Origin of the sequence: Streptomyces sp. NPDC050564 (genome assembly GCF_044457265.1) — a bacterium.
In the GTDB taxonomy this organism is placed as follows: Bacteria; Actinomycetota; Actinomycetes; order Streptomycetales; family Streptomycetaceae; genus Streptomyces.
In genome coordinates this window covers 475,096-491,404 of record NZ_JBITGS010000002.1, presented here as the reverse complement: position 1 = coordinate 491,404, position 16,309 = coordinate 475,096, and the positions used below count along the sequence as shown (strand labels likewise).

16 protein-coding genes are annotated in these 16,309 nt (G+C 71.4%); 8 read left to right on the top strand and 8 right to left on the bottom strand.

Translation table 11 applies throughout. The annotated features are described in order from the left end of the window. Positions 1-14: 14 nt before the first annotated feature. The 3 genes from ACIBK0_RS05775 (at position 15) to ACIBK0_RS05765 (ending at position 3,241) form a co-directional block, all read left to right on the top strand. A complete protein-coding gene (locus ACIBK0_RS05775; RefSeq protein ID WP_399075982.1) occupies positions 15-1,451 on the top strand; it encodes a DUF2252 domain-containing protein in 1,437 nt (478 codons plus the stop codon). Between the two features lie 371 nt (positions 1,452-1,822). Beyond that, positions 1,823-2,815 (top strand): hypothetical protein, encoded by a 993-nt coding sequence (locus tag ACIBK0_RS05770; RefSeq protein ID WP_399075980.1) that lies wholly within the window; start codon positions 1,823-1,825, stop codon positions 2,813-2,815. A 96-nt stretch (positions 2,816-2,911) separates the two neighbouring features. Further along, complete coding sequence (locus ACIBK0_RS05765; RefSeq protein ID WP_399076064.1) at positions 2,912-3,241, top strand: rhodanese-like domain-containing protein; 330 nt, start codon at positions 2,912-2,914, stop codon at positions 3,239-3,241. A 182-nt stretch (positions 3,242-3,423) separates the two neighbouring features. On the opposite strand, the gene ACIBK0_RS05760 is transcribed toward ACIBK0_RS05765, so the two are convergent. The 6 genes from ACIBK0_RS05760 to paaA form a co-directional block, all read right to left on the bottom strand. Then, a complete protein-coding gene (locus ACIBK0_RS05760) occupies positions 3,424-4,566 on the bottom strand; it encodes an acyl-CoA dehydrogenase family protein (RefSeq protein ID WP_399075978.1) in 1,143 nt (380 codons plus the stop codon). Positions 4,567-4,787: 221 nt separating this feature from the next. Beyond that, on the bottom strand, positions 4,788-5,852 hold the full coding sequence (gene paaE / locus ACIBK0_RS05755) for a 1,2-phenylacetyl-CoA epoxidase subunit PaaE (RefSeq protein ID WP_399075976.1): 1,065 nt from the start codon (positions 5,850-5,852) through the stop codon (positions 4,788-4,790). Next, positions 5,852-6,385 (bottom strand): 1,2-phenylacetyl-CoA epoxidase subunit PaaD, encoded by a 534-nt coding sequence (gene paaD, locus ACIBK0_RS05750; RefSeq protein ID WP_399075974.1) that lies wholly within the window; start codon positions 6,383-6,385, stop codon positions 5,852-5,854. The genes paaE and paaD overlap by 1 nt, the downstream gene beginning before the upstream one ends. After that, positions 6,379-7,098 (bottom strand): 1,2-phenylacetyl-CoA epoxidase subunit PaaC, encoded by a 720-nt coding sequence (gene paaC / locus ACIBK0_RS05745; protein ID WP_399075972.1) that lies wholly within the window; start codon positions 7,096-7,098, stop codon positions 6,379-6,381. The genes paaD and paaC overlap by 7 nt, the downstream gene beginning before the upstream one ends. Next, positions 7,095-7,382 (bottom strand): 1,2-phenylacetyl-CoA epoxidase subunit PaaB, encoded by a 288-nt coding sequence (gene paaB, locus ACIBK0_RS05740; RefSeq protein ID WP_095935482.1) that lies wholly within the window; start codon positions 7,380-7,382, stop codon positions 7,095-7,097. The genes paaC and paaB overlap by 4 nt, the downstream gene beginning before the upstream one ends. Further along, a complete protein-coding gene (gene paaA / locus ACIBK0_RS05735) occupies positions 7,379-8,443 on the bottom strand; it encodes a 1,2-phenylacetyl-CoA epoxidase subunit PaaA (RefSeq protein WP_399075970.1) in 1,065 nt (354 codons plus the stop codon). Before paaA ends, paaB begins: the two co-directional genes overlap by 4 nt. A 261-nt stretch (positions 8,444-8,704) precedes the next feature. Here paaA and ACIBK0_RS05730 point away from each other — a divergent pair, with 261 nt between their 5' ends. From ACIBK0_RS05730 to ACIBK0_RS05720, 3 genes are read left to right on the top strand one after another with little or no spacing between them, the layout of a single operon-like run. Continuing rightward, the gene (locus tag ACIBK0_RS05730; RefSeq protein WP_399075968.1) at positions 8,705-9,745 is read left to right on the top strand and encodes a DUF5819 family protein; all 1,041 of its coding nucleotides are present in this window, start codon (positions 8,705-8,707) and stop codon (positions 9,743-9,745) included. Beyond that, positions 9,742-10,962 (top strand): HTTM domain-containing protein, encoded by a 1,221-nt coding sequence (locus ACIBK0_RS05725; protein ID WP_399075966.1) that lies wholly within the window; start codon positions 9,742-9,744, stop codon positions 10,960-10,962. The genes ACIBK0_RS05730 and ACIBK0_RS05725 overlap by 4 nt, the downstream gene beginning before the upstream one ends. Continuing rightward, entirely contained in the window at positions 10,959-11,828 is an 870-nt protein-coding gene (locus tag ACIBK0_RS05720; RefSeq protein ID WP_399075964.1) for a TrmH family RNA methyltransferase, read from the top strand. The genes ACIBK0_RS05725 and ACIBK0_RS05720 overlap by 4 nt, the downstream gene beginning before the upstream one ends. Before the next feature lie 42 nt (positions 11,829-11,870). Here the strand turns inward: ACIBK0_RS05720 and paaN are convergent, their stop codons facing one another. Continuing rightward, a complete protein-coding gene (paaN, locus tag ACIBK0_RS05715; protein ID WP_399075962.1) occupies positions 11,871-13,562 on the bottom strand; it encodes a phenylacetic acid degradation protein PaaN in 1,692 nt (563 codons plus the stop codon). A 148-nt stretch (positions 13,563-13,710) separates the two neighbouring features. On the opposite strand from paaN, the gene ACIBK0_RS05710 reads away from it, so the two are divergent. Next, the gene (locus tag ACIBK0_RS05710; protein ID WP_399075959.1) at positions 13,711-15,225 is read left to right on the top strand and encodes a 3-hydroxyacyl-CoA dehydrogenase; all 1,515 of its coding nucleotides are present in this window, start codon (positions 13,711-13,713) and stop codon (positions 15,223-15,225) included. Further along, positions 15,222-15,812, top strand: coding sequence for a TetR/AcrR family transcriptional regulator (locus tag ACIBK0_RS05705; protein ID WP_399075957.1), 591 nt, complete (start codon positions 15,222-15,224; stop codon positions 15,810-15,812). Before ACIBK0_RS05710 ends, ACIBK0_RS05705 begins: the two co-directional genes overlap by 4 nt. A gap of 3 nt (positions 15,813-15,815) precedes the next feature. Here ACIBK0_RS05705 and ACIBK0_RS05700 read toward each other — a convergent pair whose 3' ends face one another. Further along, positions 15,816-16,301 carry an Lrp/AsnC family transcriptional regulator gene (locus ACIBK0_RS05700; protein ID WP_399076061.1) on the bottom strand — a complete coding sequence of 162 codons (486 nt, stop codon included), beginning with the start codon at positions 16,299-16,301 and terminating at the stop codon, positions 15,816-15,818. Positions 16,302-16,309: the final 8 nt, after the last annotated feature.

Below are 16,309 nucleotides of genomic sequence, written 5' to 3'. Positions count from 1 at the left end.
GGGAGGCGGTCGGAATGACCGAGCTCGGGACAGCGGTTCCGGCGCAGAACGCGCCCAGGGCTTTCGGGGTACGGGAGTTCGCGGTGCGCGGATTTGCCGCACGGCCAGTGCAGGGCTCGCCCAAAGAAGAGGGGAAGGCCCTGCGTGGGCAGGTGCCGCGCGGCGCGCACGCCGAGCTGACGGTGGACGCCGGCCGGCCGGACGCCGTGACCGCGGTCGAGGAGTCCAACCGCGGCCGGATTCCCGCGCTCACGCCGATCCGGGTCGGCAGGATGGCAGCCACCCCCTTCGCTTTCCTGCGCGGTTCGGCGGGCCTCATGGCGTACGACCTCGCGCGCACCTCCGTGACCGGCATCGGCGCCCAGATATGCGGTGACGCGCACGCGGCGAACTTCGGTCTGTACGGGGACGCGCGCGGCGGCCTCGTCATAGACCTGAACGACTTCGACGAGACGGTGCACGGCCCCTGGGAGTGGGACCTCAAGCGGCTCGCCACCTCGCTCGTGCTCGCGGGCCGGGAGGCCGGGGCGGACGAGGCCACCTGCCGGGCCGCCGCGCACGACACCGTGGGCGCGTACCGCCGCACCATGCGCCTGCTGGCCAAGCTGCCGGTGCTGGACGCGTGGAACGCGATCGCCGACGAGGAGCTCGTCTCGCACACCGACGCCCACGATCTGCTCGGCACGCTGGAGCGGGTCTCGGAGAAGGCGCGGGCCAACACCAGCGGCAGGTTCGCCGCGAAGTCGACGGAGCCGGTGGAGGGCGGCGGCCGGCGTTTCGTGGACGCGTCGCCGGTGCTGCGCCGGATACCCGACGCGGAGGCGGCCGCGGTCGCCGCTTCCCTGGAGCACTACCTGACGACGCTCTCGGAGGACCGCCTCCCGCTCCTCGCCCGGTACGCGGTGCACGACGTCGCCTTCCGTGTCGTCGGCACCGGCAGCGTGGGCACCCGCTCGTACGTCGTGTTGCTCCTGGACCACCGCGGCGAAGCCCTCGTGCTCCAGGTGAAGGAGGCCCGTGCCTCGGCGCTGCTCCCGCACCTGGCGACCGCCGGGCACCCGATACCCGACGTGTCGCACGAAGGCCGCCGTGTGGTCCTCGGCCAGAAGCGCATGCAGGTCGTCAGCGACATCCTGCTCGGCTGGACCACGGTCGAAGGCCGCCCCTTCCAGGTACGCCAGTTCCGCAACCGCAAGGGCAGCGTCGACCCCGCGGCCCTCGCCGCCGACCAGGTGGACGACTACGCCCGCATGACCGGTGCCCTCCTCGCCCGCGCCCACGCCCACAGCGCCGACCCACGCCTCATCGCCGGGTACTGCGGCAAGAACGAGGAGCTCGACGAGGCCGTCGCGTCCTTCGCCGTGACGTACGCGGACCGGACGGAGGCGGACCACGCGGAGCTGGTGGCGGCGGTGCGGGACGGGCGGGTCGCGGCTGAGCTGGGGGTTTGAGCTCGGCGCTGAAGGATCCCCTGCGGGACGCGGTCGTCGGGGCGGGATGGACATGGCGCGGAGTGGTGTCCGGCAGGTGGTGATCGGCCGGTGGGGCGCGGGCCTTGGCGTCGGTGGCGCGTAGGGGCTTGGGCTTGACGCCGGAGTGGCAGGGAGCTCTGCGCCCGCGGGGCACGCGGGCGTGGCACCCGCGGGGCATGCGGGTGTGGCACCCGCGGGGCATGCGGGTGTGGCGTCGGCGCGGCATGCGGGTGCGGCGTGGGCGGGGTACGCGGGCGTGGCGTCGGCAGAGCAGGGGCTTGGTGAAGGACTCCGCGGCCACCGCACGACTCCGCGGCCACCGCCTCCCGCCCGTGGCCTACGCTGGTCGCGTGACGACGCCGGAAGCCGAGCAGAGCCAGTCCGAGCCCACCGATGAAGGGGGACGGGAGCAGTCCGGTGCCCTGAAGGGCGGTGCGGACGAGTCCGCCCGGTCCGATGCGACGGGGTCGTCGCAGGAGGCTCCCGAGGGCGAGACGTTCCCGGAGGCGGAGGCGGCGCCGGAGGACGAGACGCCCCAGCCCGCGGACACCGAGGGTGCCGCGCGGCCCGAGGAACGGTTGGAGCGGGCCGTGCGGGCGGCCGAGCAGGCGTTGATCGAGTTCGAGATCGCCGTGGAGACCTTCCGGGTCGAGGTCGAGAACTTCTCGCGGCTGCACCACCAGAAGCTCGGACCCATGTACTCCCGGCTCGACGAGCTGGATGCCCAGATCGCCGAGGCGCGGGCCGCGCGCACCGGCGATCCGGAGGACATACGCAAGGCGCACGAGGCGCGGGCCCGGGTCATGCCCATGCCCGGCGTCGAGGAGCTGTTGCACGGCTGGATGGACTCGGAGGGCCTGTTCCCGGAGGCCGTGGCGATGCTCACCGACCAGGCCGTGCGGCCCCCGCAGCGCGTGCGCCCCAGTGAGGAGGCCCGCAAGCTCTTCCGCGAGCTGGTCCGAAAGGCCCACCCGGACCTGGCACAGGACGAGGACGAGCGCAAGCGGCGCGACGAGTTCATCGCCCGGGTGAACGCGGCGTACGGCCGGGGCGACGAGGCGCTGCTGCGGGAGCTCTCCGAGGAGTGGGCCGCGGGTCCCACTCCCGAGGAGTGGAAGCCGAGCCGCAGCGAGGAGCTCTATGCCCGCCTCGAATGGCTCGCCCAGCGCAAGGAAATGCTCACCTTCGTCGCCCACGAACTGGAGGAGAGCGCCATCGGTGCGATGCTCAAGCTGGCCCCGGACGACCCGGACCGCCTCCTGGAGGAGATCGCCGAACAGCTGTTGACCCAGGTCGACGAGCGCGAGGCGGAGCTGGCCCAGCTGATCGCCCAGGCTCCCTGAGGACTCCGACGTTCTTGAAGGGCAGCGGGCTGTCGACAGGGCACCGGGCCGCCGGCGCGGTCAGGTAGCGTCGGAGGCATGAGTTTCGGAGCTGGTGTGCCCACGGTCGAGGTCGGGAATCTCACGGACGGTGACTTCCTGCTGGATGTCCGGGAGGACGACGAGTGGGAGGCAGGTCATGCCGAGGGTGCGCTGCACATCCCCATCAGTGAGTTCGTCGCCCGCTACGGCGAGCTGACCGAGGCGGCCCCGCAGGACGGCCGGGTCCATGTGATCTGCCGCTCCGGTGGCCGTTCGGCCCAGGTCACGCAGTACCTGGTTCAGCAGGGCATCGACGCCGTGAATGTCGACGGCGGCATGCAGGTCTGGGCAGCCGTCGGCCGCCCGGTCGTGGACGACAAGGGTCAGCCGGGCTTCGTGCTGTAGGCCCCGGTGACCGGGGGTGCCGGCCACCCGCGGCGGCGAAGGTGAGCCCGCGCGGTGGCGCCTGCCCGGCGCCGCCGGCCGGGCGATCAGGCCGGCCAGTGCGGTGCCTGACAACTGTGCCGCCCGGCCGGTGCGCTGTGGCGTGGCGGGATCAGCCCGGCGGATGCGCCGTTGCCCCGCCCTCACCCCAGCGGATGTGCTGCCAGCAGATCCCCCAGCGTCTCCTCGTGCGCCGCCGCCGGGCCGAGCCAGAGTTCCAGCTGCTTGGCCCAGGCGTGGTACCGGTGCAGCGGATAGTCGGTGTCGGCGCCGAATCCCCCGTGCAGGTGCTGGGCGGTCTGGACGACTCGCCGTACCCCTTCCGAAGCCCAGACCTTGGCGACGGCCACGTCCCCGGAGGCCGGCAGCGCACCCCCGGCCCCCGTACTGATCCGCCAGGCAGCCTGCCACAGTGTGGCCTCCATGGCACGCAGGTCGATATAGCGGTCGGCGGCCTGCACGGCGACCGCCTGGAACGTGGCGACCGGGAACCCGAACTGCTCGCGCTTGCTGGTGTACTCACTGGTCATTCCGAGGACGCCCTCCCCGAGCCCGAGTGCCAGCGCACATGTCCCGGTGGCCAGCAGTTCGCGCAGCCCCTCCCACGCCCCCTCCGCGTCGATGACGTCCCGGCCGGCGATCCGCGCGGACTCAAGACGCACTTCGCCGAGCCGCTCACCGGTGGTGGAGATCTGCTCGGCGAGCACGACCCCTTCGTGGACGCGGGGGACGAGGGCGAGGACCGTCCGGTCGGCATCCGTGTGCGCGGGTACGACGATGTAGTCGGCGTTGTGCGCCCAGGCAACCGCCGTCTGCACTCCGTCCAGCACCCACACGTCACCGTCCCGGCCGTCGTGCCGCGCGGTCACGGCGAGCTCGGCCGGATCGTGGCCGGTGCGGCCATGGGCGGCGACGGTCAGCACGAGCTCGCCCCGGCCCGCCCGGGCCAGCAGTTCCGCCTTCAACTCCGCACCGCCGTACGTCTGCACGGCCGCCGTCGCCGCACAGCTCTCCAGCAGCGGCACTCGCGCCAGTACCCTCGCCGACTCGCGCAGCACCAGGCACAGTGCGACCACGTCAAGGCCCGCCCCGCCGTACTCCGCGTCGAGCAGCAGGCTCAGCAGGTCCGCGGCGGCGAGCCTTGTCCACAGCGGCCGGTCGAAGTCCTCGGCGACGGCGCCCGCGGTGAGCGCGGGGCTGGGCACCCCGTCCGGCGCGACCCCGCCGAACACCGCCTTCGCCGCCTCGACCGCCGCCTGCTGCTCCTCGGTGAAGGTGAAGTCCACGGTCCTGTCCTCCCACGCGCCGGCCAACCGACCGGAGTTCCGGATCTCCGGGCTCCTGATCTGACGGACCGTCAAGATAGAACAGGTTCTATGAGAAGGGAACGGTCGGCCGCGACTCACCGACGGTCACGCAGAGCCGCCGACTGTACAGAGCCGTCGGCAGGCACAGAGCCGTCGGCCGGAGCGAGCCGCCGACCGGCACCGATCCGGCCGGTCTCGTCCTACCGGTCGAAGTCCAACTCCACCTTCTCCGTGGCCGGATGCGACTGACAGGCCAGTACGTACCCCGCCTCCGTCTCCTCCGGCTCCAGCGCGAAGTTGCGGTCCATCCGCACCTCGCCCGAGACCAGGAAGGCGCGGCAGGTCCCGCATACCCCCCCTTTGCAGGCGTAGGGCGCGTCCGGCCGGTTGCGCAGGACCGCCTCCAGGAGCGACTCGCCGTCGTGGACGGGCCACGTCCCGCCGCGGCCGTCGAGCCGGGCGGTCACCGTGCTGTGCGCGGGGGCCGACACACGGGGAGCCGTCGCGGCCCCCTCGTCCACATGGAATATCTCCTCGTGGACGCGCGTCCGCGCCACGCCCAGTCCGCGCAGCGCACGCTCCGCCCCCTGCACCAGACCGAACGGCCCGCACAGGAACCATCCGGCGACCCGGTCCACGGGCAGCAGCGCCGGAAGCAGCCCGGTGAGCCGCTCCTGGTCGAGCCGCCCGGACGGCAGTCCCGCCTGCTGCTCCTCCCGGGAGAGCACCGTCACCAGCTGGAACCGCTCGGGAAAGCGGTCCTTGAGGTCGGCGACCTCCTCCAGGAACATCGTCGACGCCGACGTCCGGTCGCTGCGTATGAGGCAGAACCTCGCCTCGGGCTCGCGCGCCAGCAGCGTCGAGGCGATCGACAGCACCGGGGTGATCCCGCTGCCGCCCACCACGGCGGCGTACAGCCCTGCCGCGGGTTCGAGCGTGAAGCGTCCCGCCGGCGTCATCACCTCCACCTCGTCGCCGACGGCGATCTCCTTGAGCGCGTACGTCGAGAACGCCCCGCCGTCGATCAGGCGCACCCCGACCCGCAGTGTTCGCGGGCCCTCGTCTGCGGCGGCGGGCGCCGGTGAGCAGATCGAGTACGTACGGCGGACCTCCGTGCCGTCGACCGTGCGGCGCAGCGCGAGGTGCTGGCCGGGCGCGTGCCGGTAGTCCTCACGCAGGGCGGGCGGTACCGCGAAGGTGAGGGCTACCGAGTCGTCCGTGAGCCGGTCGACCGCGGCCACCGGGAGCGGGTGGAACCGGGCCATCACAACTCCTTGAAGTGGTCGAACGGTTCGCGGCAGGACAGGCAGCGGCGCAGTGCCTTGCACGCGGTGGACGAGAAGCGGCTGAGCAGCTCGGTGTCGGCGGATCCGCAGTGCGGACAGCGCACCGGCTCCAGCTCCGGCTCGGCGGTCACCGTCCGAGTGGGCCCCAGTGCGACGGTCACCGGCTCCATCGGGCGTCCGCCGCGCGGCGGTGCTATCCCGAACTCCCGCAGTTTGCGGCGGCCTTCGTCCGAGATGTCGTCCGTCGACCAGGCCGGGCTGAGCACCGTACGGACCGACACCTCCCGTACACCGTGCTCGTGCAGCACCCGCTCGATGTCCACGGACATCGCCTCGATGGCCGGACAGCCGGTGTACGTCGGGGTCAGCTCGACCTCGACCGAGTCCGCGCCCCGGACATGCACGGCGCGCAGTACACCGAGCTCCTCCAGGGTCAGCACGGGCAGCTCGGGGTCGGCAACCGAACCGGCCAGTCTGCGCAGTTCCTCCTCGAGGGCGGTGGTCGTCACCATGACGCCCCCGGATGACTGCGGTGCAGATGCTGCATCTCGGCGAGCATCCGCCCGAAGGGTTCGGTGTGCAGACCCTGGCGACCCGCGCCGGCCGTCCACGCCCCGGACTGCGGTCCCTCGGGGAGGGAGAGGGTGGCGCGGCGCAGGATGCTCCCCACGGAGTCCAGCCAGGCGACCCGCATGCCGTCCCAGTCGATGTCCACGCCCTCGATCGGCTGGAACATCTCGCCCGTGAACCGCCACAGCGCCTCGCATGCCCGTCGCATCCGCTCATGGCTGACGTCGGTGCCGTCGCCGAGCCGCAGCGTCCACTGCTCGGCATGGTCCTGGTGGTAGGCGACCTCTTTGACCGCCTTCGCGGCGAGCGGCGCGAAGTCGCCCTCCCCGGATGCCAGTTGCGCGTACAGGAGCCGCTGGTAGGTGGAGAAGTACAACTGGCGGGCGATCGTGTGGGCGAAGTCGCCGTTCGGCTGCTCGACGAGCTGGAGGTTGCGGAAGGCGCGCTCCTCGCGCAGATAGGCCAGCTCGTCCTCGTCACCGGCCATGGACAGCAGCACCCGGGCCTGGCCCAGCAGGTCCAGGGCGATGTTGGCCAGGGCGACTTCCTCTTCGAGGACGGGAGCGTGGCCGGCCCACTCCCCCAGACGGTGCGAGAGCACCAGGGCATCGTCGCCGAGGGCCAGGGCGGCTGCGGTGTTCACGGTGGTCGTCACAGGTGCTTCACCCCTTCCGGGATCTCATAGAACGTCGGGTGCCGGTAGGGCTTGTCCGCGGCCGGTTCGAAGAACGGGTCCTTCTCATCGGGCGAGGAAGCCGTGATGGCGGCGGACGGGACGACCCAGATCGAGACGCCTTCTCCGCGGCGCGTGTACAGATCGCGTGCGTTGCGCAGGGCCAGCTCGGCGTCCGGCGCGTGCAGGCTGCCGGCGTGGGTGTGCGAGAGGCCACGGCGCGAGCGCACGAAGACCTCCCACAGGGGCCAGTCGTTGGTCGTCATGCTCGCGCCTTCCCGTTCTCGCCGGCCGTGCCGCCGCTGTGTTCGTCCCCGTGCCCGGAGGCGGGCTCCGCCTGGTCGGCCTGCTTGTCCGCGTACGCCGCGGCGGCCTCCCGGACCCACGCGCCCTCGTCGTGTGCGCGCTTGCGCTGCGTGATGCGCTGTTCGTTGCAGGGGCCGTTCCCCTTGAGGACCTCCCAGAACTCCGTCCAGTCGATCGCGCCGAAGTCGTGCTGCCCCCGCTCCTCGTTCCACACCAGGTCCGGGTCCGGCAGGGTCAGGCCCAGTGATTCGGCCTGGGGGACGCAGATGTCCACGAAGCGCTGGCGCAGCTCGTCGTTCGAATGGCGCTTGATCTTCCACGCCATCGACTGCGCCGAGTGCGAGGACTCGTCGTCGGGCGGGCCGAACATCATCAGGGAGGGCCACCACCAGCGGTTCACCGCGTCCTGCGCCATCTCGTGCTGCTCGGGGGTGCCGCGGCTCAGGGCCAGCAGCAGCTCGTACCCCTGGCGCTGGTGGAAGGACTCCTCCTTGCAGATGCGGACCATCGCGCGCGCGTACGGCCCGTACGAGCAGCGGCACAGGGGGACCTGGTTGGTGATCGCGGCGCCGTCCACCAGCCAGCCGATGGCGCCGACGTCCGCCCAGGTCAGCGTCGGGTAGTTGAAGATCGACGAGTACTTCTGGCGGCCGGTGTGCAGCTTGTCCAGGAGCTCGTCGCGGCCGGTGCCGAGAGTCTCGGCCGCGCTGTACAGATACAGCCCGTGTCCGGCCTCGTCCTGGACCTTCGCCATCAGGATCGCCTTGCGGCGCAGGGAGGGCGCGCGCGTGATCCAGTTGGCTTCCGGCTGCATGCCGATGATCTCGGAGTGGGCGTGCTGCGCGATCTGCCGGACCAGGGTGGAGCGATAGGCGTCGGGCATCCAGTCGCGGGGCTCGATGCGCTCCTCGGCCGCCACCGCGGCGTCGAAGACGGCCTCGTACGCCGCGGTGCGCGCCGCTTCGGCCGCCGGTCCGTCCGCTTGTACGCGGGCCGTGTGGTGCGCTGCTGCTGTCGCCATGCGGTCCCCCTCGACCTCTCACTCCCGACCGACCGATCGTTCGGTCCGCTCGAATCCATGGTCGGCCGAGCGCCGTAAGGTGTCAACCGCTGTGGATAACCTCATGGGCACTGGTGTGGCCGCTGTGTCTCATGGGGCTGTGCCGGATGGCACGGTCTGAGTACGGTGCCGGTGCGAACGTCGCGGCGCGGTACGCGGTGACGGTACGGTGCCCGCGGCCCGGCGGCCGGCATCGGATTCGGGATCGTGAATCGGGGCGGAATGGACGCGTACGACGAGAGCGCGAGGACCGGGCCAGGGCCGGACGGTGCCACGCCGGACGCTTCCCTGCCCGACGGGTCTGTGCGGGACGGGTCTGTGCGGGACGGGTCTGCGCGTGACCAGGCCGGGCATGACAGTTCGGTGCCTGAGAGCTGCGTGACCGAGCCCCGCACATCGGAACGCCCCACATCCGAGGCCGCCACATCCCGGCCTCCCGCTTCCCCCGGGCCTCCCGCCTTCCCCGGGCCTCCTGCGCCCCCCGCGTCCCCCAGGCTCCCCGCGTTCGAGGCACCAGCGTCCGAGGCACCAGCGTCCGAGGCACCAGCGTCCGAGGCACCTGCCCGCCAACAGACGGAGCCCGTCGTCGAACCCTCCGCGCCCACCGGCATCGCCGCCCTCCCCCTTCGCTCCCAGATCGCCGCCGCCCTCGCCCTCGCGGTCGTCGCGGTCGTCGCCTGTGTGCACCTCGGCATGGTGTTCCTGCACGTCGCGCCCTCGAACACGGTCACCAAGCAGCACGGCCGGGCGATCGACGAATGGATCTATCCCGAGTTCGAGCAGAACTGGAAACTCTTCGCCCCCAACCCGCTGCAGCAGAACATCGCGATCCAGGTCCGCGCCCTGGTCCGCGCTTCGGACGGCACCAGCCGCGAGACCGGCTGGTACGACCTGTCCGCGCTCGATGGCCAGGCCATCGACGGCAATCTGCTGCCGAGCCACACCCAGCAGAACGAACTCCGCCGCGCCTGGGACTTCTACGCCAGTACGCACGACGGCCAGAACCGCCCCGCGGGCCTGCGCGGCGACCTCTCCGAACGCTATCTGCGCCGGATCGCCGTACTGCGCCTCGACCGCGAGCACGCGGGGGGCCCGGGCGCCGTCGTCGAACGCGTCCAGGTCCGCTCCCGCACCACCAATGTTCCGCCCCCCAAGTGGAGCGAGGAGAAGGTGTCCGACAAGCCCATCGTCCGCGAGCTGCCCTGGTGGTCCGTCCCCGAGAGCGACCGCAGGGACGGGCTGATGGAGGCGAGCGCCCGATGAGCCGATTCGCCCTGTCGGTCTCGCGCGGCATCACCCGAGTCACCGAGAGCGCCCTCGGCCCCTACCAGAGCGCCGTGATCCGCATCGGCTTCGCCGCCACCTGGCTGCTGTTCCTGCTGCGCGAGTACCCGCATCGTCAGGAGATGTACGGGCCCGACGGACCGTGGAACTGGGACCTCGCCCAGCAGCTCATAGCGACCAATCACTCGTTCACGGCCCTGATGTGGTCCGACAGCCAGGTCTGGTTCGAGATCGTCTACGCCCTTGCCGTCCTCTCCAGCGGCCTGCTGCTCGTGGGCTGGCGGACCCGCACGATGTCCGTGCTCTTCATGGTGGGCGTGCTCTCTCTGCAGAACCGCAGCATCTTCATGGGGGACGGCGGCGACAACGTCATCCACCTGATGGCGATCTACCTGGTGTTCACACGCTGCGGCCAGGTGTGGTCGCTGGACGCGCGGAGGGCACGGCTCGCGCGGGAGGCATGCGCGCGTGGCGAGCGGACCGGACCCGACCGCGTCGGGCCGGCCCTGTGGGCGGTGCTCGGTCTGGCGCTGGCCGGGGTGACGCTCACCGGCCGGGTCGGCCCGGACTGGCTGGTGCTCTTCTGGGTACTGTGGGCGGCGCAGGCCCTGTGGTGGGTCGTCGGCCGCCGCGCCCGCACCGCGGAGCCACGGGTCCTGCTGGACGTCTTCGCCAACCTCGTGCACAACGGGGCGCTGCTCGTGATCATGGCCGAGGCGTGTCTGATCTACGCGACCGCCGGCTGGTACAAGATCCAGGGCTCGCGCTGGCAGGACGGCACCGCCGTCTACTACCCCCTCCACCTGGACTACTTTTCGCCCTGGCCCGCGCTGTCCGACCTGATGTCCGCGCACGGCACGATCGTGATGGTGGTGACGTACGGGACGGTCGCCGCGCAGGTGGCCTTCCCCTTCACCCTGTTCAACCGACGGGTCAAGAACGTCCTCCTGGCGGCCATGATGACCGAGCATGCCGTGATCGCCGTGGTCCTCGGACTGCCGTTCTTCTCGCTCGCGATGATCGCCGCCGACGCGGTGTTCCTGCCGACGCCCTTCCTGCGGGGCCTCGGCGGATGGGCGGCACGCGCGCGTGGAGGGCTGTTCGCGGTCCGTGGCCGTACGGTGCCGGGGCCGCGCGATCAGCAGGAGCGCATCCCGGAGCATGCCGAGGACACCCACGTAGGCTTCACGGCATGAACGAGACGGACGCCCGTACGCCGGACGAGGAGATCGGCGCCGGTACGCCGGACGAGGAGATCGGCGCCGGGGCGCCGGGCGACGAGCGCGCTGCCGGTACTCCGGACGTCTCGGGCGGTGCGCATGCCGTACGCGCCTGGCGACGGCTCGCCGACGGGTCCGTCCTGCTCGACGGTTTCCACGCGCTCAAGCACGCGGTGCGCTTTCAGGCGCGTATCCCCGTGGCCGTCACGACCGACCGGCGGGCAGCGCTCGCGCTGGCCGACGAACTGGCCCCTGACGTACGCGAGGCCGTCGACGCGCTGCTGGTGGAGGTCTCGGAGGCGACGTTCGCGTCTGTCGTGGCGCGCCCGCACCCCACCGCGATGGCGGCTCTGGCCGTACGTCCGTCCAGGGCGGCCAACCTGGAGACGCTGGCCCGCACGTCCCGCAGCACGCCCGTCGTCGTCCTCGACAACCCCCGCAACCTGGGCAATGCCGGTGCCGTGATCCGGCTCGCGGCCGGCTTCGGCGCGACCGGTGTGGTCACCACGGGCACGCTCGACCCCTGGCATCCCACCGTCGTGCGCGGCGGGGCCGGCCTGCACTTCGCGACCGCCGTGGAGCGGCTGCGGGTGGACGAGCTGCCGCCGGGCCCGATGTTCGCCCTCGATCCGGAAGGTGAGGACATCCGGGGGCTGAAGCTTCCCGACGACGCCGTGCTCGCCTTCGGCTCCGAGCGCAGCGGCCTTTCCCCCGAACTCCGCGCACGAGCCGACCACTTGGTGTCGCTGCCGATGCGCCCCCAGGTCTCCAGCTACAACCTCGCGACCAGTGTGGCCATGACGCTGTTCCACTGGAGTGCGACGGGGAGCGCATCGGCGTAGCCACGGCACGGCGCCGGTGTAGGCGCCGCCCGGCACAAACGCTTACGCCTCCCGGCGCACCTCGACCACCCGGAAGCGGTTGGCGACGAAAGCCCCGTCGCACAGCGCGGCGTTGGCGGCCGGGTTGCCGCCCGAGCCGTGGAAGTCCGAGAAGGCCGCCGTCTGGTTGACGTACACCCCGCCCGTGAGGTTCAGGGAGAGCTGGGCGCACTCCTCCAGGCAGGCCTCCTGCACGGCCTGCTCGACCTCCTCGTCGGTGGTGTACGCGCCGACCGTCATCGCGCCCTTGTCCCTGATGGTGCGGCGCAGCAGCTCCACGGCGTCCGCGGCCGAGTCGACCGCGACGGCGAAGGAGACGGGTCCGAAGCACTCGCTCATGTAGGCCGATTCGTCGTCCGGCTTGGCGCCGTCGAGCTTCACGATCAGCGGCGTACGGACGACCGCGTTCGGGAACTCCGGGTTGCTGATCTCCCGTGAGGGGAGGGCGACTTCGCCGAGACCCGTGGCGGCCTCCAGGCGGGCCTTCACGTCCGGGTTCACGATGGCGCCGAGCAGCGCGTTGGCCCGGGCGTCGTCGCCGAGGAGTCCGCCGACCGAATTCGCGAGGTCGGCGACCACCTCGTCGTAGGACTTGGGGCCCTCCTCCGTGCGGATGCCGTCTCGGGGGATCAGCAGGTTCTGCGGGGTCGTGCACATCTGGCCGCTGTACAGGGACAGGGAGAAGGCCAGGTTGGACAGCATCCCCTTGTAGTCGCCGGTCGACTCCACGAGCACCGTGTTGACGCCGGCCTTCTCCGTGTAGACCTGCGCCTGGCGGGCGTTGGTCTCCAGCCAGTCGCCGAACGCCGTCGAGCCCGTGTAGTCGATGATGCGGATCTCGGGCCGTACCGCCACGGTCTTGGCGATGCCCTCTCCGGGGCGCTCGGCGGCCAGGGCCACCAGGTTCGGGTCGAAGCCCGCTTCGGCGAGCACCTCTCGCGCGACCTGGACGGTGAGCGCGAGCGGCAGCACCGCGCGCGGGTGGGGCTTCACCAGCACCGCGTTGCCCGTGGCGAGGGAGGCGAACAGGCCCGGATAGCCGTTCCACGTCGGGAAGGTGTTGCAGCCGATCACCAGCGCGATGCCGCGCGGGACGGGCGTGAACTGCTTGGTCAGCGCGAGCGGGTCGCGCTTGCCCTGGGGCTTGGTCCACTCGGCGTTGTCCGGGGTGCGGGCCTGCTCCACGTACGCGTACGCCACCGCCTCCAGACCGCGGTCCTGCGCGTGCGGGCCGCCCGCCTGGAACGCCATCATGAAGGCCTGGCCGCTGGTGTGCATGACCGCGTGCGCGAACTCGTGCGTGCGGTCGCTGATGCGCTTGATGATCTCCAGACACACCACGGCGCGGATCTCCGCGCCCGCGTCGCGCCACGCGCGCTGGCCCGCGCGCATGGCGGGCAGCAGCACGTCGAGGTCCGCGTGCGGGTACGTGACACCCAGATCGATTCCGTACGGCGACTTCTCTTCGCCCACCCAGTCGTCCGTGCCGGGCTGGCCGAGGTCGAGGCGGGTGCCCAGGAGGGCGTCGAAGGCGGCCTTGCCTTCCGCCATGCCCAGGCTGCCGCTCTCGCCGTACGCCTTGGGGTGCTCGGGGTGCGGGGACCAGTACGCGCGTGTGCGGATCGCTTCCAGCGCCTGGTCGAGAGTGGGCCGGTGCTGGGCGATCAGCTGGTGCGCGGACAGTTCGGCGGCCATGCGGGACCAACTCCTCGTCTCAAGAGCTCTTCGTTGAACTCATGACCTGGGCAGAAACAGCCGGACAGAGTTAGAGTAACCGAACGATCGGTCGGGACAAGGGGGTCCGCCGCATCTGTGGAAAACCCCGTGCGGGAGGATCGCGCACATGACAGCACTCGACCTCAGCAGCCCCGTGGCCGTCGTCGGCACCGGCACCATGGGCCAGGGCATCGCCCAGGTCGCGCTGGTAGCGGGCCACCCCGTGCGGCTGTACGACGCCGTTCCCGGGCGTGCCGACGCGGCGGCCGAAGCGATCGGCGCGCGCCTCGACCGGCTCGTCGAGAAGGACCGGCTCACCGGCGCCGACCGGGACGCCGCCCGTGCCCGGCTCCAGCCTGCCGGGAGCCTCACCGACCTCGCGGACTGCGTGCTCGTCGTCGAGGCGGTACTCGAACAACTCGACGTGAAACAGCAGCTGTTCCGCGATCTCGAGGACATCGTCGAGGACGACTGCCTGCTCGCCACCAACACCTCCTCGCTGTCCGTCACGGCCATCGGCGGCGCCCTGCGCAACCCCGGCCGTCTGGTAGGACTGCACTTCTTCAACCCCGCGCCCCTGCTGCCCCTCGTGGAGGTCGTCTCCGGGTACGCGAGCGACTTCTCGTCGGCCACGCGCGCGTACGAGACGGCCCGCGCCTGGGGGAAGACCCCGGTCGCCTGCGCCGACACCCCCGGCTTCATCGTCAACCGCATCGCGCGGCCCTTCTACGCCGAGGCCTTCGCGGTGTACGAGGCCCAGGCCGCCGACCCGGCCACGATCGACGCGATCCTGCGGGAATCCGGCGGCTTCAGGATGGGCGCCTTCGAGCTCACCGACCTGATCGGCCAGGACGTCAACGAGTCCGTCACGCACTCCGTGTGGCAGTCCTTCTTCCAGGACGTGCGCTTCACTCCCTCGCTGGCCCAGCGGCGCCTCGTCGAGTCCGGCCGGCTGGGCCGCAAGACGGGACATGGCTGGTACGACTACGCGGACGACGCCGAGCGCTCCGAACCGCACACCGCGGAGAAGGCACAGGCACCCGCGTACGTCGTCGCCGAGGGCGATCTTGGGCCGGCATCCGAGCTGCTCGCCCTGATCCGCGAGGCGGGCATCCAGGTCCGCGAGGACGAGGAGGACCACGGAACCCGCCTGGTGCTGCCCAGCGGCGGCCAACTGGTCCTCGCCGACGGCCAGACCTCGGTGGAGTTCCGCGACGTCGTCTACTTCGATCTGGCGCTCGACTACCGCAAGGCGACCCGGATCGCCCTGTCGGCCTCCCAGGACACCGCTCCCCGGACACTCTCCGAGGCCGTCGGACTCTTCCAGGCGCTCGGCAAGGACGTCAGCGTCATCGGGGACGTCCCCGGCATGATCGTCGCCCGGACGGTGGCCCGGATCGTCGATCTGGCGCACGACGCCGTCGCCAAGGGAGTGGCCACCGAGGAGGACATCGACACCGCGATGCGGCTCGGCGTCAACTATCCCCTGGGTCCCTTCGAATGGAGCCGCAGGCTTGGCAGGAGCTGGGCGTGCTCCGTCCTGGACGATCTGCATCAGCGCGACCCCTCCGGGCGCTACGCGCCGTCCCTCGCGCTCTACCGCCACGCGTACGCCTCCGAGAAGCGGGAGGGCACCTCATGACCACCGCCAAGCGCGACACCTACACCCCGGAGACCCTGCTCTCCGTCGCTGTCCGGGTCTTCAACGAGCGCGGGTACGACGGCACCTCCATGGAGCACCTCTCCAAGGCGGCCGGCATCTCCAAGTCGTCCATATATCACCACGTCGCGGGCAAGGAGGAGCTGCTGCGCCGGGCCGTCAGCAGGGCCCTCGACGGCCTCTTCGGAATCCTCGACGAGGAGCACGCGCGCGTGGGGCGCGCCGTGGAGCGCCTGAAGTACGTCGTGCGGCGCATGGTCGAGGTGCTCACCGCCGAACTTCCGTATGTGACGCTGCTGCTGCGGGTGCGCGGCAACACGGACACCGAGCGCTGGGCCCTGGAGCGGCGCCGCGAGTTCGACCACCAGGTGGCCGAGCTCCTGAAGGCCGCGGCCGCCGACGGGGACCTCCGCGGCGACGTGGAGGTCCGGCTCGCGACCCGGCTGGTATTCGGGATGATCAACTCGATCGTGGAGTGGTACCGGCCGGACGGGCGGGGCATGGGCGAGCGGGAAGTGGCCGACGCGGTGGTGCAGTTGGTCTTCGCGGGACTGCGCAGCGAGCGCTGAGACTCAGCCCTCCGGTTCCAGGTCCTCCTCCTCGAAGACCAGCAGTGTGCGCGTGCTGAGCACCTCCGGAATGGCCTGGAGGCGGGTGAGCACCAGCTCGCGGAGTGCTTTGTTGTCCGGCGTGTGTACCAGGAGCAGTACGTCGAAGTCGCCGCCCACCAGGGCGATGTGGGAGGCCCCCGGGAGCGCCCTCAGCTGCTCGCGCACCGTGCGCCAGGAGTTCTGCACGATCTTGAGGGTGATGTACGCCGAGGTTCCCTGTCCGGCGCGCTCGTGGTTGACGCGGGCCCCGAAGCCACGGATCACGCCGTCCTCGATGAGACGGTTGATCCGCGCGTAGGCGTTGGCCCGAGACACATGGACGCGTTCGGCCACGGAGCGTATCGAGGCGCGACCGTCCGCCTGGAGCATCTGCAGGATGTCTTGATCGATGGCGTCGAGCGGGCGGGCGGGCGGAAGCACGGGGCCGGCCTCCGGTGGCTCGGCCATTTGTTCAG